The sequence below is a fragment of the Parasphingopyxis marina genome (assembly GCF_014237875.1).
GTDB lineage: Bacteria > Pseudomonadota > Alphaproteobacteria > Sphingomonadales > Sphingomonadaceae > Parasphingopyxis > Parasphingopyxis marina.
The window spans coordinates 1-21,281 of record NZ_JACJVJ010000003.1 but is presented as its reverse complement, the minus strand read 5'-3'; the positions used below and the strand labels follow the sequence as shown (position 1 = coordinate 21,281).

The following is a 21,281-nucleotide window of genomic DNA, read 5'->3' as shown; positions in this document are numbered from 1 at the left end:
TATATCAACTAGACTGATACGCCTAGGGGATTAAGGTCCCTCGGATAAGGATTTGGTCCGTGATATCCCGGATCGGGAAATCGGCGCAGGCCAAACGGGCTGGTCCGCCGGACAAGGGAGAGGAAAAGGCGATGTACGGTCGCAACGATTTGAGAGCGAGCCTTGCCGCAAAATCGGCAGCCAAGGCGCCTACGGGCTTCAAAGACGCCAGCTATGCGCATTTCTACCGGGACCCGCCGCAGGAAAGCTCCGACTTGTCGAAAGACTGGTATGTCCGCGGCCAATCCATGGTCGTCGCCTATAGCGAAGCGAAAGCCGGGGCGGTGTTCGAGCGCGAGGACCAGATCGACGAATATGCCGTTGTCCTGCCCGAAGACGATACCGAGATCGAAATCGAAATCGACGACGGAACCGAGATCGCCAGCGGCCGGTCGGTGGCCTTCATCCCGGCGGGCGCGAGCAAAATCACGGTCCGCAAGGGCGGCCGCATCGTTCGGCTGATCACTACCCGCTCGGCCGATATGGTCGCGAAATGCCCGAACGCGGCCTCATATGAAGAACCCGATCCCAATGTCGCGCCGTTCCAGCCCTGGCCCGATCCCGTCGGTGGCCGGAAGATCCGCGTCTATTCGGGATCGGTCGAACCCGAAGAAGGGCGCTTCGGCCGCCTTTATCGGGGGTCGACGATCATGGTGAATATGGGCGATGGCCGCGTCGGTCCACGCGCGCCCGACAATCTCTCGCCCCACCATCATGAGGATTTCGAACAATATTCGGTCGGCCTTGACGGCGACTATGTCCACCATCTGCGCTGGCCGTGGATCAGCGATTCCACGACCTGGCGGGACGACGATCACGAACCATGCGGTACGCCCTCGGTTGCGGTGATCCCGCCGCCTACGACACACACCTCGCAGGGCATGGCCGAGGGACTCAACCGGCTGCTCGACGTCTTCTGTCCTCCGCGGATCGACTTCTCGACGAAACCCGGCTGGGTGCTCAACGCCGACGACTATCCGATGCCGGAATCCGGTATCGAAGAATGATCCTATGACCGAGGTGCGAACAGCCGCGCGCCATTGCCGTGCAGCACGGAATCGCGTTCCCGTTCGTCGAGACGACCGGTAGCGGCGATTGCGGCTTCGACGATCCGCTCATAGGCCATGGCCGTGTTGCCATAGTCCGAGCCCCACATGATCCGATCGGCGCCGTAGATATCGACGGCATGCCGCAGGAATTCGGCGCTATCGACTCCCGTGCTTTCGAAGCGCTTCAGATTGATCTGCGAGAGCTTGAAGCGGATATTCGATGTATCCGCGAGCGCGCGATGTTCCGGGCTGAGCGCTCCGTGCACGCCTTCGTCGATTCCCGGCCAACCGAAATGATCGAGGATTACGGGCATTGGCGCCAATCGGTCTGCCAGCGCGGCGATCCGCGCAAAAGCCGCCCGCAAGGCCGGCCCGCCAGCATACATCAATATCATGGCTAGACCGAGCGCAGCAGCTTCTTCCCAGACCCGCACCGCCATTGGCGTGTCTAGCCATGGATAGCAGCCGTCCGCATCCGCCGGCCCAAACAGCCTTATGCCGGAGACATTGTGATTTTGCGCCAGTGCCCGAAGCTTCCGGGGCGTCCCGAGATCGGCGGCATCGAGCATGACGACCGCCGACAGCCGGTCGGGATGGGCATCCGCCACCGCAACGCTGTAGCTGTTGTCCGTCTTGTACAGACTGTAATATTGAACCGCAGCGCCGCCCGCCACATGACAGCTATCCCATATCGGCAAGACGCTTTCGATCGAAACGGGATCGCTTCTGGCACGGCGCAGTATCGCCGCTTCGCCCTCCTTGGCACCGGAGGGATCGACCGGGAACCGTGCAACGTCGCTGGTGGATAGATGAATATGAGTATCGAACAGCCTGATGGACGGGCTTGGCATTCTTCCCCCTGACAGTTTCGCCCTGCCCCAACAGGCTCACGGATCGACCCCCGATGGCGCTTCCCAGCCTAGAGTTTTTTCTGGCAATGTCTAATTTGATTCGTCAAAGTATGACATGCGGCGGCACCTAGATTGAAGAAAATTGGGTGCCGAAGTTGTCAGGCGTAACGGCATCGAAAAAGCGATCGGCCAAGTCGGCCGGATTTGCAAAATCGCGATCTCGTGTCTCTTTGAAGGAATCCCGTGTGATCAAGCCACAATCTCATATTTCATTTTTGCTGACCGGCGTTTCGGTGATCCTGCTGGCGGCATGCGGCCAGGGCGGCGCGAGCGAAGCCGCCGCAGCCCAGAGCAGTGCAAGCCCAGAGCCGAGCCAATCTGCCTCGGCCAGCGCAACCGAGGAAGTCGCCGAGGTAGCCGAACCGGAAGAGGCCGTGACGGAAACCGCAGCCTCGACCGCAAGCGTGGAAGCCGAACCCAGCGCACCAGCCGCCACGCCGGCCAGCACAGCGAGCGCGCCGCCTGCTGCGGTAGCCCGGCCGGCGGCCTTCGCGTCCTGCGGCGCCTGCCATACGGTCGAACGCGGCGCCGCTGCCACCGTCGGACCCAATCTCTTCGGCGTGTTCGGAAGCAATGCCGGCAGCAAAGCCGGCTTTTCCTATTCCCAGGCGATGCAGGATTCGCAGATCAGCTGGACGCGCAGCAATCTCGATCGCTTCCTCGCCGATCCCGCCGGTGTCGTTCCGGGAACCCGGATGGGCATACCCGGCACGCGCGATGCCGCCGCCCGCAGCGCGATCATCGACTATCTCGAAACGCTGCGATAGGCGCGAACGGACCCGCTACGGGCGGTCCATCAATTACTGGAGAGCGTTCGATGAAGATCCATATCGGCCTTGGTGCCGCCATCCTTCTCGCCGCGCCGTCAACGGCGCAAACACCGCGCCCCGGCCTCGACTATGCCAGCGCTTCGACGATCGTCGGCTCCTGCGTCCAATGGGCGATGGAAAATGATCGCAATGTCGCAATCGCCGTCATGGACAATCGCGGCATGCTCGTCGCTTTCGCGCATATGGACGGCGCATCGGCGGCAGTCGGTGAACTTGCGCGGTGGAAAGCCAATGGTTCGGCGATGTTCGGCAGGGCTACCGCCGATATCGGAGCGCTAAATCCCCCGCCCAACCTGCCGCACGCCGCAACGCTGACCGGCGGCGTCCCGATCTACACGGCCGACGGCGTGCCCCTTGGCGGCGTCGGCACGTCCGGCTTGCGGCCCGACGAGGACGCCGCTTGCGGGACGGCCGGCGTCGAAGCGGCCGGCCTGACGACATCGCGCGGTGAATAGCCGTCCTTAATAGGCGTCTATTTCCTTAAGCGCCTCGGCCGCCACGCCCCAGCTTTCGACACCGCCGGCGACGCCGATATACATGGTCGTGTGCAGCAACACCTCGCGGATTTCCTCCTTGGTCGCGCCGTTCTGGACTGCGCATTTGACGAGCCGGCTGAGAGGCAGGTTGCGCCCTAGCGCCGCGGCGATCGCCATCGTGATCAGGCTGCGTTCGCGGACCGTAAGCCCCTCGCGCGTCCAGGTTTCGCCGAACACGGCGGAGGTTACGTAATTCTCAAGTGGCTCGTGGAAATCGTCGGCCGCGTCGAGCCGGTCGATGCTCGCATCGCCAAACAATTGCCGGCGCATTTCGCGGCCGGCCTGAAAAGCGGGATCGTCGGTCTTGAGGGCCATGTCTCTTATCCTTGTTCGTGTTTAAAATAGGTCCGTATCGCCTTGCCGAGTTCCCGCATCTCCGCACGCGCGGCTTCGGAAAAACGGACGGCACGAAAAAATCCATGCGGCATGCGCTCGGCGATCCGCATCTGCGCTTCCACGCCCGCTTCCCGCAATCTGCGGGTATAGTCCTGTCCTTCGTCGAGCAGGGCATCATAGGCCGCACCTACGAGCAGCGCCGGAGGGAGCCCGACCAGATTATCGCTATGCAGCGGCGCAGCCACCGGTGTGGAGCTTCGCGCGTCGCATTCCCGATAAGTCGCGATCATCGATTTGATGATCGGCAAGGTCAAAATCGGGTCAGCGGATTTCTGATAGGCGTCTCGCATCTCGTCGAGATCGAAAAGGCCGTAACATAATATCTGGCAGGCGAGATTCGGACCTTCGCTGTCCCGCGCCCGAATCGCAAGCAGGGCTGCGATGAAAGCGCCGGCGCTATCGCCGGCCACGGCCAGTTGCTGGGTATCGATTTTCAGGATCGACGCTATTTCCGCCGTCCAGCACAGCACGTCATAGCATTCTTCGAGCATCGCCTGCGGCGTCGATTGCGGCAGCCGCGCATAATGGACGCTGATTACGGTCGCCCCTGAGGCTTCGGCCAGCGCCATCGCGACCGGCTCGTAACTGTCGAGACTGCCGGTCGTGAAGCCGCCGCCGTGGAAATAGACGATCCCCGGCTGCGGCCCGTCCCCGGCCGGTCGATAGATGCGGACCGCGGTTTCGCCGGCCTCCCGCACAACGAAACTCGTCGTGACAGTCATGCCTTCGGGCCGCGGATAGGCGATCGCGTCCGCGTTCAAATCGGCCGCCAGCCGGGCCTGTTCGGGCGAGGGCCGCTGGCCGCCCGGCGCCAGACGAACGGCCGCTATATAATCGGCCAGTCCTTCGGCGAGAGGCGGACTGCCGGCCATGCTCAGTTCCAGAGGCGCTGCGATGCCAGTGCCGCGCCTTCGACCAGTGTCTCCAGCTTCGCCCATTGCACTTCGGGGTGAACGCGCGCCATGTTCCAGCCTTGCGAGAAACCGCAATCGGTGCCGGCAATGACATTCTCTCGGCCGACAACGCTCGCGAAATTCTCGATTCGCCAGGCCACCAGTTCGGGATGCTCGACGACGTTGGTCTGGTGGCTGACGACGCCGGGCACCAGGATCTTGCCTTCGGGCAGTTTCACGTCCTTCCATACCATCCATTCATGCTCGTGGCGCGGATTGGCGCCCTCGATGACATAGGCCTGGGCGTCGATCTTGAGGATGATGTCGATTACCTCGCGCAGCGGCACATCGGTCGTGTGCGGCGTGTTCATGCTGCCCCAGCACATGTGATAGCGGACCCGGTCTTCCGGAATGCCGCGCAGCGCGTGATTATAGGCTTCGACCTGCATTTCGGACGCGCGGCGCAGATCCTCCGGCGAAGGGTTGGGATTGCCCGGCAGCACCTGGTTGCGCGCCGGCAGGCCGAGATCAAGCTGGACGACGAAACCGGCATCGGTAATCGCCTTATATTCCTCGTGCATCGCATCGGCGAGCGCATAGAGATAGTCGGACATGCTCGAATAGACCTCGCCCGCATCGGCATCGTCGCGCGCCGGCGTTGCCGACGGCATGAACGCCTCGACGAAATCCTTGCCCTCCAATGCCGCCTTATAGTTTTCGAGATCGCGCTGGAGATCCTCCTGCCCGATATAGGTGATCGGTTCGACGACGCGGCAACTGGAATTCGGCACGGCCAGCGCCTTCTGTACGCGTGCCGGATCGAGATCCGGTGCCATCCACATGCTTTTGTACATGGCGTTATATTGATTCATGAAGCCCGGAAATTCCTCGCTGAGCTTGGCATAATAGGCGCCCTTTTCCGGCGGTACACGTTCCAGCCCACCAAGGCGCTCGATGACATAAGCGTGGAAACTCGGCTTCGAAATTTCGCCGTCGCTGGGAATGTCGATCCCGATTTCGGCCTGCTTGGCCACGACATCGGCCACGCCCTCGGAGACGCTCTTCTGGAACGCTTCCTCGTCGACGTGTTCGCCCAGCACCTTGGACATCATGCCTTCCAGAACGGGAACGGGCCGAATCAGGCTGCCGACATGGGTGGTGAGAATACGGTCAGTGCTTTGCTTCACATCGTCCCCTATACATGACCCTTCGGGCCTTATCTGCGCTTCGACTCCCATCGGCATCGCCGATAGAAAGAAGCTTGGCTTATACGTGTGGTGGTGTCATGTTGAACGCGATTTGTAAATAACAACCAGCATGCCGGCGCGAAACGGACGGTCCGGACGCGAAATGAGGGGAATGCCGATGTTCAATGCGGGGGTTAAGAAAAAACTGGAAGCCGGAGAGACCGTTTTCGGCAGCTTCTTCAAATTCGATTCACCTCCGCTGGTCGAGCTGTTCGGCCTTGCCGGTTTCGACTTCATCATCGTCGACGGCGAACATAGCTGCTTCACCCATGCGAGCATCGAGAATCTGATTCGCACCTGCGAGCTGGTCGGCATGAGCAGCGTCATCCGTACGCCCGATGCCGCGGAAACCAACATCCTCCACGCGCTCGATAGCGGCGCGAGCGGTATCCAGGTTCCCTCGCTCAAAAGCGCCGCCGAAGTCGAGGATGTTATCTGCAAGGCTAAATATTGGCCGCTGGGCGAGCGCGGATCGGCCCGGGGCTGCCGCGCCGCCGCCTATGGCCAGTCCGGCCCCGATTATGAGGAACGCGCCAATCGCGACACTCTCGTCAGCGTCCATATCGAAAACAAGGAAATGGTGGATGAGGTCGAAGCGCTTTGCGAAATCGAACATCTCGACGTGCTGTTCATCGGCACCGGCGATCTCAGCCAGTCGCTCGGCCATCCGGGAAATGCCCAGCATCCCGATGTCGTCGCGGCGGTCGACCGGGTGATCGAGGTCGCCGCGGGCCGCAAGCATATCGGCGCGGTGGCGGTGAACGCAGAACAGCTCGAATCCTATGTCGCGCGCGGCGTCAAATATATCGCGTGGAAATCGGACCTGACGATGATCCGCGCGATGCTCAAAGCTGCGGCCGAGAATTTCACGCCCTATCGGGGCGGTTGAACCGAAAAGACGGAGATCAAGCGATGAAAAGACCTTCAGGCGGACGAGGCAAGCAATTGGCGGGGGTCGCGCCCCTGCTCGACGAACTCACCCAGAACATCCTTTACGATAAGGTCTGGGAACGATCCCAGCTTTCCAAGCGGGATCGCAGCCTGATCACGATCACCTGCCTAATCGCCCTCAACCGCCAACAGGTACAGGGCCATATGGAACTCGGCCTGGAAAACGGCCTGACGATGGAAGAGCTGGGCGAGGCAATCGCCCATATCGCCTTTTATGCTGGCTGGCCGGTTGCGGTGACCGCCGCGCGGCGACTGACCGAGCTGGCCGAAGCGCAGGACGAGGGTGAGGATTCCTGAATAGGACGAAATACAGGGCGGCGCCTTAAGGGAAGACGCCGCCCTGCGGGTTAAAGGCTATTCGGCCTTTTCGATGGGATTGTTGGCGACGGGGGCCATGGGGTCGTCGGCGACGACGGCGAGGCCGCCGCCCCGGTCGGAGCGAGTGTTGACGAAGGTGCCGGCATCCTTCTTGCGCAGGCCGAACGAGCGGACCTCGGCGATCTCTTCCTTGGCCGGTTCCTTGAGCGCGACCGCCGCCTTGCGCGCCAGCGCCGCCTCCACATAGGGCGCGAGCTCGGCCTGCTTCTTCGCCAGCCGCTCCTCCTCATCCGCCTTCAGTTTCGGCATCGCGGTTTCGGCAAACAGCTTGAGCGATTCGCAGATATGGTCGTGATTGGCCGGGCCCGTCTGCTGCACGAAGATGATCTGGTCGACCCCCACATCCGCATACGCCTTGCAATGCTCATATACCTGGTCGGGCGTACCGATGCCGCCATTGCCGTGATTGTCGTCGATCGAGCCTTCGGCTTTCTTGAAGTCTTCCCAGACCGTCGAATGGCCCGGTGTCGTCTTGCCGAACGCGGCATAGAAGCCCAGCGAGTAGCCGAAGAACTTGAACCCCTCCGTCCCCCGGTCGATCGCCACCTGCTCATCCTCGTTCACCGACAGCGCGGTCACGATCGCGACGTTCGGATTGACCGCATGGCCGATCGGCACGCACTCGTCCGACTTGATGATGTCGTAATATTCCTCGACCCATTTGCCCGCCTGTTCCGGCGCAGCAAAGCCGAACACCAGCGCCCCCATACCGTTCCTTGCCGCATGGAGGATCGTATCCCGCCGCGAGCAGGCCACCCATAGAGGCGGGTGCGGCTTCTGCAGCGGCTTGGGCACGATGTTGCGCGTCGGCATCGAGAAGAACTCGCCGTCATGGCCCGGATAGGGGCTCATCGTCAGCATGTTCGCGCATTGCTCGGTCGCCTCGCGCCAGGCATCCTTCTTGGTATCATAGTCGACCCCGAAGCCTTCCAGCTCCATCGCCGTACCGCTCTCCCCGGTTCCCCAGTCGACCCGGCCGCCCGACAGCAGGTCCAGGGTCGCAATCCGTTCGGCCACCCGCACCGGATGGTTGATCTTGGGCGGCATCACGCAGATGCCGTGCCCCAGCCGCATCCGCTTCGTGCGCTGCGACAGCGCCCCCAGAAATACCTCCGGCGCCGATGAGTGAGAATATTCTTCGAGAAAGTGGTGCTCCACCAGCCACGCGTAATCATAGCCGAGACGGTCCGCCAGCTCGAGCTCGCTCAGCGCATTCTGGAAGGTCTCATGATCCCCCTCCGCGCTAAACGGCGCTGGCGACTGATGCTCGTAAAATAATCCAAACTGCATGGCTGTTATCTTTCTCTGATTTGCGTCTGTTTCGGCCCCACGCCGTTCCCGCTCTCGGTCACGACGGGGCGCCGCGAGGTACGGGAATGCCGGGGATGGTAAGCCGGATGCGGTTGAGCGAGCGCGCGCCCGTGAAGTACAGCGTGCGCCAATCCTCGTCGCCCCAGTTCATGTTGGAAGCGCGGCCCTCGACAAGAATCGTACCCAGATGCCTGCCCGTGAAATCGAGGATCCAGATGCCGCCCGGGCCCGTGCAATAGACATTGCCCTCGATATCGCATTTCATCCCGTCGGGGACGCCGGGGCGATCATCGCCCCGCATGTCGCAAAACAGCCGTGCGCTACCGAGATCGACCATGCCGTCCTTTTCGAGGTCATAGGCCATGATCAGCTTGCGGTGCTTGTTGCTGTCATTGACGTAGAGGATGCTCTCATCGGGCGAGAAGCACAGCCCGTTGGGATTGACGAGGTCGCGTGTCACCAGGTTGATCCGATCGCCTTCGGGCGCGACGCGGTAGACGCCGGCGATGTCGAGTTCGGGCGGATGATCGGCCGGCGTGAACGGCACCTTGGGCGGCGGATCGGTGAAATAGATCGAACCGTCCGATTTAACTACGACGTCGTTGGGCCGGTTGAGCTTCATCCCGTGATAGCGATCGGCGACCACGGTGACGGTGCCGTCGGCTTCCTCGCGATCGACGCAGCGACTGAAATGATGGCAAACGACAAGCCGGCCTTCGCGATCGAGCGTCTGGCCGTTGCCGTTCTTGGTATCGTCCTTGTCGAGAGTGATTCCGTCTTCCGGAGACCAGCGATAACGCTTGGAGTTGTGGATATCGCTGAACAGCAGATAGCCGCCCTCGGCGATCCATACAGGCCCCTCGGCAGGCCCGGTAGGACCGCCAAAGCCTTCGCCCAATTGCTCCCAATCTGCACCGGCGGGGACGATAGCGCCCAGCCCCGGGTCGATCTGCTCTATCGGCATGATTGAGGGTCCTCTCCAACCCTGATTTTTAACAGCCAAGCTTATAACAGTAGAACTGACAGGAAAGGACGGCTATGTAAAGGGCCGCTCCGCATCCTGGCAGTGCGCGGCGTTGACAAGCAGCTAGGCTTATACTCTTATGCGACCCAGCGGGGCTTGGTCCATCGAGTGGTCGCCAGAATAAAAAAGAGAGGATGCCCCCATGGCCGCAGCGCCCCCCGGCAAGACGCCCGTCGATATCGAAACCTTTCTCGACACGGTTAAGTTTGGACGTTTCCACGTCCGGGTGATGCTGATCGGCGCGATGGTGATGATGGTCGATGGCTTCGATCTTGCCCTGCTCTCATGGGTGCTGCCCAAGATTTCCGACGACTATGGCGTGCCTCGCACATCGCTGACCTGGGTTCTGATGACCCAACAGGTAGGCATGGTCATCGGCGCCTTCCTCATCGCGCCTATCGCCGACCAGATTGGACGGCGGCGATTGCTGATGCTGTGTGTATTCACCGTGTCGATCAGCTGTTTCGTGACGATATTCACGACCAGCGTCCCGGCCCTCGCCCTTTGCCGTCTGGCAACGGGCGTATTCGCCAGCGCGGTGATCGCCAACATGGTGGCACTCGCTTCGGAAATGGCCCCGGCCAAGCGGCGCTCGACCATGGTGACGATCGTGCTCGCCGGATCGATGCCCGGCGCCTTGTTGGGATCGGCGATGCAGGCATTCCTGCTGGAGGATTATGGCTGGCATATCGCTTTCTGGATCGGCACGGCGATGCCGCTGCTTCTGGTCCCGATCATCTTTTTCTTTCTACCCGAATCTCCCAAATTCCTGGCCGCCCGCGATCCGAACGACCCGCGGCTCAAAACGATCCTCCGGGCGCTGACGGTCGATGGCGAGCTGCCCGAACTGGCGCCGCCCACGGCGCAGGATGCGCGCGATGCGAGCGATGGCGGTCTCTCTAGGGTCAAAGGCCTGTTCAAGGACGGGCTCGGAATACCAACCCTTTTGCTCTGGTTCGGCTTCGTCGGGAGCTTCGGCTTCATCAGCGCCGCGCTTTGGAAGACAACCGTCTTCCACGATGTTATCGGCCTGAATTGGGAACAGGTGGGCCTCACCACCGCCATCGGAGTAATCTTCGGCGGCATCGGCATGGTGACGATCGGCATGATGATCGACCGGTTCGGATTCAAGGCCATCGTTCCGACCTATTTCATCATCGCCTCATTGGCCGCGATCGCGATGGGCGTATTTGCCCCCGGGCCGTTGATGTTCGTCGCGCTGGCGATCAACGCCGCCGCCCAACATGCGGCCCATGCCGGGCTCGCTTCCATCGCCTCGACCCTCTATCCGACCAGGAACCGCGCCACCGGCGTCGGCTGGGCCTATGGCGCGGGGCGCATAACCTCCATTATCGGACCGATTTACGGGGCCTTGGCCCTCGAACATGATATGGGGGCGATCGGCTATTTCTTCCTTCTCGCAGGGCCGCTGGCCGTCGCGGGCATTACGCTCTACATCCTGCTCACCATCAAACAGCTCAACCCGGCGCAGCGCGCCGCAGCCCATTAAGGGACGGTGCGAGGCAGGTTGAGAGTAAGGATTGAGGGAGAGAGGGAGCGGCCGGGGCCGATTGAGGTCGCTTAAGGGCGCTGGACGCCAACGCGGCTATATTCCTCCGTGAATTCCTCGATCTCGGAATCCTCGTCTTCGTCGTCCAGCGGCGCGCTCAGCGATGTATGCAGGCGCACCAGATATCCCCGCAGCTCGCTCTGCTCTCGCGAACTTAGCGGCTCCAGGATTTCGCGTTCCAGTTCCCGCGAGTCCTTCTGGCATTGTTCGAGACGATCCTTGCCCGCCGGCGTCAACTTGAGTTCGAGCAGCCTTTTGTTGTTCTTGCTCGGCCGCCGGTCGATCAGACCTTTGGATTCGAGCAGCAGGATCTGCTTGATCATCGTTTGCGGCTTCACATCATAGAGCCGGGCAAGTTGCGCCGAAGACATTCCGGGACGCGCCGAAAGTGTGGTCAGGATGCGGAACTGAACCGCCGTAATATCATAGGGATGGAACACCGTTTCGAGTTGCACATACGCCTTATACTGCACTTGCTTTACAAGGTGCAGGATCGACGGCCATTGCTTGTCGAGATTTGGACGAACGGTTTTCCCCATCGCGTCCTTAGTGTCGGATATCAGCGCTGCTGTCTAGAGCCTAGCATGATTTGCCGAGCGCGCGCGACACCCAAAAGGGGGGACAGGTTATCGCCGGTCGCAAAACGGCGGCGCAGCAAGGCCTTCCGCCCGAAAATCCCGGAAGAAACGCCCGGCCTCGCCGCCGTTTATTTATGCGTTTTTCAAGCGCTTCCCCGCCAACGCCGCACCTTCGGCCATTGCAGTAAGCTTCGCCCATACGATTTCCGGATGGCCGACCCGCGATCCGATCCCGCAATCGGTGCTGCCCTGCAGATTCTCCATTCCGACCAGCTTGCCGAAATTGACGAGCCGCTCGGCGACGAGTTCGGGATGTTCGACGAGGTCCGTATAATGGCCGACCACGCCCGGACAGATGATCTTGCCATCGGGCAGCTTCACATCCTCGAACACATGATATTCGTGCGAATGACGTGGGTTGCTGGCTTCGAACGTATAACATTGCGCGTTCACTTTCAGCAGCAGATCGACAATGTGTCGGAATTCGATATCGTGAACATGCGGGCGGTGGCCGCTGCCCCAGCACATATGAAAGCGAACCTGCTCTTCGGGCAGGCCCTCCAGCGCGTGGTTGATCACTTCGACGGCGAATTCGAGATATTTGCGATACTCCTCCACGCTCCAGTCGGGATAGAACATCCAGGTCGTGGCGAATTCGGGTTCGTCCAGCTGGACCACCAGTCCGGCATCGGTGATCGCCTTATATTCCTCGCGCATTGTCTCGGCGACTGCCATCATATAGTCGCTCTCGTTGTCATAATAGGCATTGCGCGCGCCGGCACCCGCGCTCAGTGGGCCAAGCGCGGCAATGAAACCGTCGGTATCGCTCTTGCCCTCCAGCCCTTTTTTCAGCGCGTCGATATCGGCCTGGATCGCATCCTGACCGATATAGGATAGCGGGCCGGTACACACTTTTTCGTTCGGCTTGAGCTGCATCGTTTTGCCGGGGGTCATGAAACCGGGGCGGACCGGACCGCCGGCGCCCGCAAGCCACAGTCCGGATTCGTAAAAGCCGGGGAAATCCCGCCGGTCGCGTTCGCCGGGTCCGCTGCGCTTGGGCGGAATCGAAGTGTCGCGCGGTAGCATTTCCCATCCGCTCGTGCGCGCCTGCACATAGCCGGAATAGCTGCCCATATTGGCCGCCTTCACATATTCACCGTCATTGACGACATCGAGCCCGCACGCGATCTGCTTGTCGATCACCTCTTGCACGGCAACAGGAAGCCGTTCCTCGATCGCCTCTCTATTTGCCTCGGCATCGACGAGCAGTGCGTCAAGATCCGCAGGGCGGGGCAGATTTCCCCCATGGCTCGTCAGAATATGGTCGGTTGAACGCCGCATTTTTTTCTCCGTTACGTGATCTGGGCCGACATCAGGTTCGGCGAGTAAATTTCTGGATCTGATGATCGGCATGCGCCTCGTCGATCCAGCCGACGCGAAGCGCGAAGCTGTATGTGACTTCGGCCACATACACGTCGCCATGGCTGTCCACGGCGATGCCGTGCGGCGCGATGAAATTGCCGGGCGTGTGGCGGCCTTCGGACGACCCGCCCCAGCGATCGAGCACCCGGCCGTCGCGATCGAGCACCGTCACCCGGCCCGGATGGTCTTCACGCATTTCGCCATGGACGAAGCTCTTCTTGCCCTTGGGCCGCCAGAGTTCGGCGACATAAGCCAGCCCGTCGGCGTCGAAGGCGATGTCGCAGGGCCGCTGGACGTCTGTCCACTGATCGAGATACTCGCCATCGGCAGAGAATATCTGGATCCGGTCATTCTCCCGGTCGCAAACCAGCACCCTCCCCTCGGCGTCGCAGCCGATGCCGTGCGGCAAATGGAATTCGCCGGCCCCGGTGCCGACCTCGCCCCAGGACTGGATGAGCTCTCCATCGGCGGTGAAGCGATGAACGCGACAATTGCCGTAGCCGTCGGCAACATAAAGCTCGCCATTCGGCGCGACAGCCAGATTTGTGCAGCGGTTGAAAGGCTCACCCGGATATTGGATGCATTCGCAGGCATGAACCTCGAACGGCGGCTTGGGATCATAACCCGTATCGGAAGCCTGGCCGGGCACGCCGAGGGTCATGATCGGGTGGCCATCCAGCGAGAAGACGCGGATCGAATGATCGCCATTATCCACGCAATAGACGCGGTCGTCCGGACCGATGGTGAGGCCGTGCGCCATCGTGAAAATGTCGTCGCCCCAGCGGCCGACGAACCTCCCGTCCCGTTCGTAAACGAGGACGCGGTGCGGGAAACGAACGAAGAGATAGACACGGTCGGCGGAGTCAACTGCAACGCCCGTGACATCGCGATGCGACACTCCCTCGGGTAATTTTTCCCAATCCGCATCCGCATCGAATACGGGCGTGGCGCCAACATTGTCGCGAGACGCGTTTATCTCCATGAATTCTCTCGAAACCCTCAAAATCCGCCAACGCGGCGATGTGCGATTAGAATATGAACCTTTAGCCTGCGTTTGTCTATTTAGAATGCTATATGATATAGATGATTGACAGGATGATCCAGTTGCTATTCAAATCGGTATCAAAATTGTGAGGCTGATGCCCGGCCGAGGGAGAGGGAATGACCGACACCGACCAGCAGCCGATCGAGGTCGACACCTTTCTCGATGGCCTCAAGCTCAACCGCTTCCATGTCATCGTTCTCGTGCTGTGTACCGTATTGGCGGCGATCGACGGCTATGAGCTTTATGTTGTCGGCTGGATCCTGCCGTTGCTGGCGGAAGATTTCGGGGTCCCGCGCTCAGACATCACATCGGCGATGATCGCACAACAGGTCGGCATGCTGATCGGCGCGTTTCTCATTCCCCCGCTCGCCGACCGTTTCAGCCGGCCGAGAGTGCTGCTACTCTGCTATACCGGCATGATGTTGAGCGCGCTGGCGATCCTCCAGACGACGTCGCTTGTTCCCTTCGCGATATTCCGGTTTTTGGCCGGACTGTGCGGCACCGCGATGATCCCGATCCTGGTGACGCTGGCATCTGAAACGGCGCCGAGACATCTTCGGTCCACATTCAGCACGATCACCGTTTCCGGTACGATGCTGGGCGCGCTATTGGGCGCTGGAATGCAGGCCTTCGTGCTGGAGCCTTATGGTTGGCAGGGCGCCTTCTGGATCGCCGTGCTGATGCCGGCGATCATGCTGCCGCTGATTTGGTGGTTCCTCCCGGAATCGTTGCGCTCGATGATGACGCGCAACCCGGACGACCCGAAAATTCCCGCGCTCGTTGCGCGAATGCGGCCCGCCGGCGCCCCCCCGATCACCCTCAAGGCAGAAGCCGGCGAAACGGGCGACAAGACGCGCGGCAACATCATCGAAATTCTTGGCCGCGGCCAGCTCGCAAAGACGCTGCTGATGTGGGCGGTCGCCATCTCCAGTTTCGTTTTCATCACCGCAGGTGTCTGGAAATCGACGATCTTCAAGGATGTGGTCGGGCTCAACTGGCAGGAAGTGGCGGCGATCAACGCGACCAACACCATTGCCGGCTTTTTCGGCATGCTGTTGATCGGCGGCTTTATCGACAAGCTCGGCTTCCGGCTTGTCATGCCACTGACATTCGGGATCGCAGCCGTCAGCGCGGCGATGATCGGCGTTCTCGCTCCCGGCTATGGCATGTTCGTCGCGGTCGCGGTGATGGCGGTCTTCCAGCACGGAGGCCAGGCCGGCGTCGCGGCGATGGCTGCGGCGCTCTATCCGCCCAAGGTGCGGGCCACCGGTGTTGGCTGGGCTTATGGCGCAGGCCGCATCGCCTCGATCTTTGCGCCGATGTACGGCTATATCGTGACCTCCGGGATGGGTCCGGTCGGGCTGTTCATGCTGCTGGCGGTTCCGCTCGCCTCGGGCGCGGTTTTTTCCTTCTGGCTGATGAGCATGAAGGGCGCGCCGACGATTACCCGCGCCTCCCTCAAACATGGCTGAACCGGCAGCGGTCGAACCGGCCCCGCGCGTCGACGCGCACGCGCATATTTTCACGCGTGCGATGCCCTTTGCCGAAGACGCCCATTCGACGCCGGACTATGACTATGCGGTAGAGAGCTATCTGGCGGACCTCGACACCTATGGCATCGACTATGGCGTTATCGCCGCCGCGAGCCTTTACGGCGAGAATAACGCATACACATTGGCCGCGCTGCGCCAATATCCGCGTCTGCGCGGAACGGTGATCGTCAGCCCCCGGAGCGATTTTGCGACGTTGCAAAAGATGGCCGACCAAGGCGTTGTCGGCGTCCGGCTGCAATGGCGCCGCACGGATCAGTTTCCGGACCTGCGCGAGGAGCCTTATCGCTCCCTCCTCAAACGGATGGCCGATTGCGGTTTGCATGCCGAATTGCTGGCCAAGGGCGAGCAACTTCCCCTACTGCTTCCCGGCTTTGCAGAAACCGGCGTTCGTATTGTAATCGATCATTTCGGCGCGCCGCCACGCGATCCCACCCAACGCGCGGCGGGCCTGGACGCCATTGGGCAAGCTGCCGAAAGGGCCGATCTCTGGGTAAAGCTGTCGGCCGGATTTCGGATCCCCTATGATATAGCGGCGGAATGCACCGATCGCTTGCTTGGCAGCATCGGGCCGGACAGATTGCTCTGGGGCAGCGATGCGCCTTTCGTAAACCACGAAAATAGCGCCAGTTTCGAAGATGCACTGGCACTCTACACTCGCCTCGTTCCGAACGCAGCAACACGGCAGGCGATCGACGAGGCAGCCATGAAATTGTTCTTCCAATGATGGAGCCGACACGATGAATCGCAGAGACAGGGCGATAGCGACCGCCGAACTGGAGATGGGCCTGGCCGATTTCTGGCACGATGTGGACACCAATTGGGGACGCCGTGCCAGGGAATATTATACGCCGGACGCCGTCTACCAGTCGGGCCGGCTTCATCTGGCCGGGCGCGATGAAATCCAGCAATTTTACAGTTGGCGCGAAGGCCGCGGCGAGCGCGTCGCGGTCCACGGTTTCAGCAATTTTCGCGCGGAGTTCGACGACCATGGCGGGGCGACCGCCAATTGGTACATGCTGCTATGGGCCGCGGACGGAGCCGCGCCGCGCGAAAGCATGGTACCGACACGGATCAGCCGGGCGACCGAAACGTTCCGATGGGACGAAGAAGAAGGTCGCTGGCTATGCTCCCGGCGCGAACTGGTGAATTTGTTTCGGGGTGGCGAGCAGCTGAATTTCAGCTCCTAAACGCGCGCGGGCGGCCCGCGCTAGGGGTTCGTGCGCCGGGCGAAAAGCGCTTCGCCGGTGTCATGGAGGACTTGCTGCCGTTCCTGGTCGGTCAGCAGCGCGGCAGCAGCGCGCGCGCGGGCGGCCATATCCGCGAATTCCCCGTCCGTGTTGCCATAATCCGATCCCCACATGATCCGGTCCGCCCCGAAGCTGTCCACGAGATGGCGAAGGAAGGTATCGGCCTGAAGGCCATGGCGCTCGAGAACGTAGAGGTTGTTCGTGGTGAACTTGAAATAGACATTCGGGTAGGGCGCCAGCGCGTAGTGCGCGGGCGTCAGCCCATAATCGGGCGCGCCTTCGGTGGCCGCCCAGCCGGCATGATCCAGAACGATATTCACATTGGTGAACCGTTCGGCAAGCTGGCGGATTTCCTCCAGCGCACTAGCCGAGGGTTGCTTGGGAAGGTACATCAGCACCATCGCAATACCCAGCCGATCGGCCTCGGCCCAGGTTTCCAGAGCAGCAGCGGAATTCATCCATGGCCAAGAGCCGTCCTCGGCCGCAAAGCCGGTAAGACGCAGGCCGGCAACCCCTCGTTCGGTGACCAGTTCGCGCAACCGTGCAGGGGAATCGGGATCGCGCGCATCCAAGATGACGACAGCCGAAATACGCTCCGGATAGGCGTCCGAACTGTCGAGAACATAACGATTATCGGTTTTGTAGGCGCTCGTATATTGGACGCCCGATCCGCCGGTAACATCGTTGACATCCCAGAGTTCGAGAATGGCCTCCGGCGTCGAGGGATGTGCAAGAATGCGAGCGCGCAGGACATCGGCGCCCTCACGCGCGCCCGAGGTATCGATCGGATAGGTTTCGATATCGTCGGTGAAGAAATGGGCATGGGTATCATACAGGGTCACGGACGGTGGCCTTTCACTGGTCTGGCATGACACGGCGCACAGCGATGCCAGGGCAAGCAATGTGGTGCGGATCGTCGCTCGTGCCATATACATATTTCCGGTGCCTTTTCCGCCGGTTCCGAATTCGCTTGCCTGACTTTTACCCTCTCGTCGCCGCGACCCGGAAAAAAAATGGGTGCCCCGTTGCCGGGACACCCATCGATTCAAAGCTAAACCAAACTAGAACCTCACGCGCGCGCCGATCGTGAAGCGCCGGCCGATCTTGTCGTAATACTGCCCATTCACCGGTGAGGTGAGAATGTAATAGGGCGTAAAGCGCGGATCCTGGTCGAGGAGATTGTTGATCGCCCCGAAGATCTCGTATTGTTCATTCTCTCCGAGATAGAAACGCCCGAAAAGGTTGAAGTACCAAGTCGCCGGCACGCTGTTATCGTTGACATAGACAAGGCCTTCGGCCGCGGCCCTATCTGCGTCTTCGGTATAGTTGCGATCCTGGACACCCGAGCTGATGAACAGGGCCTGCAAGGTGACGTTGAAATCGTCATTGCCCGCCGTACCGGACAGATTGCCCTGGAAAGTCGGCGTGGCACCGAGCGTATAGGGGTTATGCGCCCCCGCACTGTCCAGCGGCGCGCTGCCAACCAGGCCCGCATCGAAGATCGAGTCGATCACATAGGTGCCGCTGCCCTGCAGGTTGAAATAACCGCCGGGACCGAAGGAATCGACATCGGTGCGGTAGTTCACCGTCATATCGATGCCCGTCTGCGCGAAGGAACCGATATTTTGTGAACCCGAGATGAGCCGCGTGTGAATCCGCTCGCCGGCGTTCAGGGGATCGGGACCATATTCGAAGATATCGCAGAAATTCTGCTGGCCTGCATTGCAGAGACCGGCAATCTGCGCCGCGGACGGGTTCGAAATCGCGTTCTGGATGTCGATATCGTAATAATCGACCGAGAAGCCCAGACCATAAAGCGCTCCGCTACCCTGATAGGCGAAGCCCGCCGTCCAGGTTCTGGCGATTTCCGCGCCGACATCGGGATTACCGGCCGTCGAGTTCTGCTGGATGACGTTCGTCTTCTGCGTACCATCGACGTTCAGGGTGACCGGGCCGAAAACGAAGTTGCCGGTACTGGCGAGTTCAGCGATCTGGGGTGCCCGGATGTCGCGTGAACGCGAAACACGGATCCTCAGTCCATCGATCGGTTCGAAAACGCCGCCCAGCTTCCAAGCGGTCAATCCACCTGCCGAGCTATAGTCGGCGTAGCGGATGGCGCCGTTGAGATCGAGCATGTCGAACACCGGTACGCTCGCCTCGATATAGCCTTCGGTGACATCGAACTCGCCCGAATAGGACGGAGCGTTACCCGCACCCAGATACCCATTGATCTCGGAAAGTGCATCGGAGACCAGCGACTGGGTTTCCCTGCGATATTCGCCGCCGATCGCCACTGTGACCGGCCCCGCCGGAAGTTCGAAGATGTCGCCAATCAGGTTAGCCGCAACCGTGAACTGCGTGTACTCCACGTCGTTCGTGGGCTCGCCCATGATATAGTCTCTGGCGGCCGTGCTGAAGTTATTTTCGCCGAACAGGTTAAGCGGCACACAGCCGGCTGCGGCCGGGTTGCCGTCAGCGACAGCACGGCACACGACGTTGCCGTTGGGAACGCCGCCCAGATAGGCACCTTCATCCACCGCATCGAATGCAAATGCGAGATTCTGGATGATGGGCTGGTTGAACGCACGCTGCGCGTAGTGGTTTTCACCGTAGGTCGCATGCGCATCCCACCGCCAGCGGCCGCTGTCGAAGTCGCCCCTGACGCCGAGCGTGCCATGAGGCGTTTCGTTTTTCGTGGTGAAATAGTTGACACCGAGATCATAGCCTTGGCGGCTGATCCGGATATCATCCGCACCCAGCAATGCCCTTGCTTCGGCAGGGATGAAGGGGTTGTCGTTGCTGATCAACTGGCTCGTGATACGCAGGTTCGCGCCGTCGATCCGGCCCGTACCGCGCGACCAGCCGCCCTCGATATAGGCCGTCACATTGTCGGCAAGGTCGTAATAGACGCTACCGTAAAAGGTGAAGCGTTCGACTTCCGGAACGAGGTCGGTCATCAGGATTTGCGAGAAGCCTTCGCCGCCCACCATGTTCCGGCCGGCGCGCTGGGTACCGTAGTTGAACGGACGGATCGAGCCATCGGGATTGAAGGTCTGGCCGACCAGTGCCGCCGGACCGCCAACGATCACGCTGCCGGCACCCAATTGCTGCCGCACCATGGTCGTGCGGATCTGGTCGTAGGGGACGCCGGTAGGGCCCGTGATGCCATCGACATTGGGAACGATCAGTTCTTCTTGGCGGCCCCAGTCGCGTTCATAATGACTCTGAACGCCTTCCGACTGCGAATAGTCGAAGCTGGCGACAACATGGCCGCGCCCGTTCGCAAAGTCGGTGCCTGCGAGGACACCGAGGCGATAGCGCTCATCGTCGCCTTCGTCAGAAATGCCATACTGAACGCGGGCGTCGATCCCGTCATATTCGGTCCGCATGATCAGGTTGACGACGCCGGAAACAGCATCCGAACCATAGAGCGCGGAGGCGCCGCCGGTGACCACGTCGATACGCTCGATCATGATCGTAGGCATCAGGTTAAGGTCGGGCACAGTCGGTACCGAACGACTTGAAGCCGGGGCGAAAGGAACGACGCGCGCGCCATTGACCAGCACCAGCGTGCGCTGGCCACCTAAGGCGCGCAGATCGGCGGTCGCCTGACCCGGGCTGGCAAGGTTAGTCGCGTTGGCGTTCGGCGAGCGGGTCGCCTTGAAGGCGGGGTTCTGGTTGAGAACCTCCATGATCGTTTCCGCCGCCTGACGGTCGATAATTTCACCGCTTACAACCTGTGTAGGCGTCGGCGAATCGAGGCCGGACGAGGCGGTGCGCGAAGCTGTGACGATGATCGTCTCGTTGCTTTGATTGGCTTCGGCGGAAGGCGCGGCTGCGGGCGCTTCGTCTTGCGCCAGTGCCGGCGACGCGATCAATCCGGCAGCGCTCAGCGCTGTAGTAACCATAAGCCACCGCGAACACGTCGGACGGCGGCCATCGCTCAGATGTTGCATATTCAGTCTCCCCTCTTACTCCGGTGCTTGCAGCACCGCTTCTTATTCCCACCGGCCATTGTTGCCGGGTGTCGAACTGGCATTATAAGAAAAGCTGATAACGTGCAAGCCTGACTTATTCATATTGCAAAAAATGGTGCTTTCCCGGCAACAATCGTGCCCGGCGCCCTCCGGATCTGCATTCCATCGGGTCACAGGACCCATAAGAAATGGCCGCGCATTGCGCACAAGAAAGGGCGCCGGCCGTTGTTGGCGGGCGCCCTTTGGTTGGGTTTGGGGTGTAGCTAGTAGCGATAGGCGTCGGTCTTGAAGGGACCTTGCTGTTCGACCCCGATATAGGCGGCC

The 21,281-nt window shown here is 61.0% G+C and carries 20 protein-coding genes; 9 read left to right on the top strand and 11 right to left on the bottom strand.

What is annotated here, in order from left to right; all coding sequences use genetic code 11:
• Positions 1-59 precede the first annotated feature (59 nt).
• Positions 60-1,046 carry a hypothetical protein gene (locus H6P80_RS14690; protein ID WP_328805038.1) on the top strand — a complete coding sequence of 329 codons (987 nt, stop codon included), beginning with the start codon at positions 60-62 and terminating at the stop codon, positions 1,044-1,046.
• A gap of 2 nt (positions 1,047-1,048) precedes the next feature.
• Here the strand turns inward: H6P80_RS14690 and H6P80_RS14685 are convergent, their stop codons facing one another.
• A complete protein-coding gene (locus H6P80_RS14685; RefSeq protein WP_185802182.1) occupies positions 1,049-1,939 on the bottom strand; it encodes an amidohydrolase family protein in 891 nt (296 codons plus the stop codon).
• A gap of 245 nt (positions 1,940-2,184) precedes the next feature.
• Here H6P80_RS14685 and H6P80_RS14680 point away from each other — a divergent pair, with 245 nt between their 5' ends.
• Together H6P80_RS14680 and H6P80_RS14675 are read left to right on the top strand one after the other, a co-directional pair.
• Complete coding sequence (locus H6P80_RS14680) at positions 2,185-2,766, top strand: c-type cytochrome (RefSeq protein WP_328805037.1); 582 nt, start codon at positions 2,185-2,187, stop codon at positions 2,764-2,766.
• A 50-nt stretch (positions 2,767-2,816) separates the two neighbouring features.
• A complete protein-coding gene (locus tag H6P80_RS14675) occupies positions 2,817-3,284 on the top strand; it encodes a heme-binding protein (protein WP_185802181.1) in 468 nt (155 codons plus the stop codon).
• Positions 3,285-3,290: 6 nt separating this feature from the next.
• On the opposite strand, the gene H6P80_RS14670 is transcribed toward H6P80_RS14675, so the two are convergent.
• Genes H6P80_RS14670 through H6P80_RS16745 form a run of 3 tightly spaced genes read right to left on the bottom strand, consistent with a single transcriptional unit; the run spans position 3,291 to position 5,841 of the window.
• A complete protein-coding gene (locus tag H6P80_RS14670) occupies positions 3,291-3,680 on the bottom strand; it encodes a carboxymuconolactone decarboxylase family protein (RefSeq protein ID WP_221893045.1) in 390 nt (129 codons plus the stop codon).
• Between the two features lie 5 nt (positions 3,681-3,685).
• A complete protein-coding gene (locus H6P80_RS14665; RefSeq protein ID WP_185802180.1) occupies positions 3,686-4,633 on the bottom strand; it encodes an alpha/beta hydrolase in 948 nt (315 codons plus the stop codon).
• Between the two features lie 2 nt (positions 4,634-4,635).
• The gene (locus H6P80_RS16745) at positions 4,636-5,841 is read right to left on the bottom strand and encodes a cobalamin-independent methionine synthase II family protein (RefSeq protein ID WP_185802179.1); all 1,206 of its coding nucleotides are present in this window, start codon (positions 5,839-5,841) and stop codon (positions 4,636-4,638) included.
• A gap of 172 nt (positions 5,842-6,013) precedes the next feature.
• Here H6P80_RS16745 and H6P80_RS14655 point away from each other — a divergent pair, with 172 nt between their 5' ends.
• Positions 6,014-6,790, top strand: a complete 777-nt coding sequence (locus H6P80_RS14655) for an HpcH/HpaI aldolase family protein (RefSeq protein WP_185802178.1) — start codon at positions 6,014-6,016, stop codon at positions 6,788-6,790.
• A 23-nt stretch (positions 6,791-6,813) separates the two neighbouring features.
• The gene (locus H6P80_RS14650) at positions 6,814-7,149 is read left to right on the top strand and encodes a carboxymuconolactone decarboxylase family protein (RefSeq protein WP_185802177.1); all 336 of its coding nucleotides are present in this window, start codon (positions 6,814-6,816) and stop codon (positions 7,147-7,149) included.
• A 57-nt stretch (positions 7,150-7,206) separates the two neighbouring features.
• Here H6P80_RS14650 and H6P80_RS14645 read toward each other — a convergent pair whose 3' ends face one another.
• Both H6P80_RS14645 and H6P80_RS14640 read right to left on the bottom strand, forming a co-directional pair.
• Entirely contained in the window at positions 7,207-8,520 is a 1,314-nt protein-coding gene (locus H6P80_RS14645) for an LLM class flavin-dependent oxidoreductase (RefSeq protein WP_185802176.1), read from the bottom strand.
• A 58-nt stretch (positions 8,521-8,578) separates the two neighbouring features.
• Entirely contained in the window at positions 8,579-9,505 is a 927-nt protein-coding gene (locus tag H6P80_RS14640; protein WP_185802175.1) for an SMP-30/gluconolactonase/LRE family protein, read from the bottom strand.
• Positions 9,506-9,707: 202 nt separating this feature from the next.
• Between H6P80_RS14640 and H6P80_RS14635 the strand changes: the two genes are divergently transcribed.
• A complete protein-coding gene (locus tag H6P80_RS14635) occupies positions 9,708-11,075 on the top strand; it encodes an MFS transporter (protein WP_185802174.1) in 1,368 nt (455 codons plus the stop codon).
• Positions 11,076-11,146: 71 nt separating this feature from the next.
• Here H6P80_RS14635 and H6P80_RS14630 read toward each other — a convergent pair whose 3' ends face one another.
• The 3 genes from H6P80_RS14630 to H6P80_RS14620 form a co-directional block, all read right to left on the bottom strand.
• Complete coding sequence (locus H6P80_RS14630; protein ID WP_185802173.1) at positions 11,147-11,674, bottom strand: MarR family winged helix-turn-helix transcriptional regulator; 528 nt, start codon at positions 11,672-11,674, stop codon at positions 11,147-11,149.
• A 171-nt stretch (positions 11,675-11,845) separates the two neighbouring features.
• Positions 11,846-13,054, bottom strand: a complete 1,209-nt coding sequence (locus H6P80_RS14625; RefSeq protein WP_185802172.1) for a cobalamin-independent methionine synthase II family protein — start codon at positions 13,052-13,054, stop codon at positions 11,846-11,848.
• A 31-nt stretch (positions 13,055-13,085) separates the two neighbouring features.
• Positions 13,086-14,117 carry a peptidyl-alpha-hydroxyglycine alpha-amidating lyase family protein gene (locus H6P80_RS14620; RefSeq protein ID WP_185802171.1) on the bottom strand — a complete coding sequence of 344 codons (1,032 nt, stop codon included), beginning with the start codon at positions 14,115-14,117 and terminating at the stop codon, positions 13,086-13,088.
• A gap of 179 nt (positions 14,118-14,296) precedes the next feature.
• Here H6P80_RS14620 and H6P80_RS14615 point away from each other — a divergent pair, with 179 nt between their 5' ends.
• Genes H6P80_RS14615 through H6P80_RS14605 form a run of 3 tightly spaced genes read left to right on the top strand, consistent with a single transcriptional unit; the run spans position 14,297 to position 16,920 of the window.
• Positions 14,297-15,652, top strand: a complete 1,356-nt coding sequence (locus tag H6P80_RS14615) for an MFS transporter (RefSeq protein WP_185802170.1) — start codon at positions 14,297-14,299, stop codon at positions 15,650-15,652.
• Positions 15,645-16,457, top strand: coding sequence for an amidohydrolase family protein (locus H6P80_RS14610; RefSeq protein WP_185802169.1), 813 nt, complete (start codon positions 15,645-15,647; stop codon positions 16,455-16,457). Before H6P80_RS14615 ends, H6P80_RS14610 begins: the two co-directional genes overlap by 8 nt.
• 13 nt (positions 16,458-16,470) lie before the next feature.
• Positions 16,471-16,920: a hypothetical protein gene (locus tag H6P80_RS14605; protein WP_185802168.1), complete on the top strand. Its 450-nt coding sequence runs from the start codon at positions 16,471-16,473 to the stop codon at positions 16,918-16,920.
• Positions 16,921-16,940: 20 nt separating this feature from the next.
• Here H6P80_RS14605 and H6P80_RS14600 read toward each other — a convergent pair whose 3' ends face one another.
• Both H6P80_RS14600 and H6P80_RS14595 read right to left on the bottom strand, forming a co-directional pair.
• Entirely contained in the window at positions 16,941-17,822 is an 882-nt protein-coding gene (locus H6P80_RS14600) for an amidohydrolase family protein (RefSeq protein ID WP_221893044.1), read from the bottom strand.
• Between the two features lie 219 nt (positions 17,823-18,041).
• On the bottom strand, positions 18,042-20,888 hold the full coding sequence (locus tag H6P80_RS14595; RefSeq protein ID WP_185802166.1) for a TonB-dependent receptor plug domain-containing protein: 2,847 nt from the start codon (positions 20,886-20,888) through the stop codon (positions 18,042-18,044).
• Positions 20,889-21,281 lie beyond the last annotated feature (393 nt).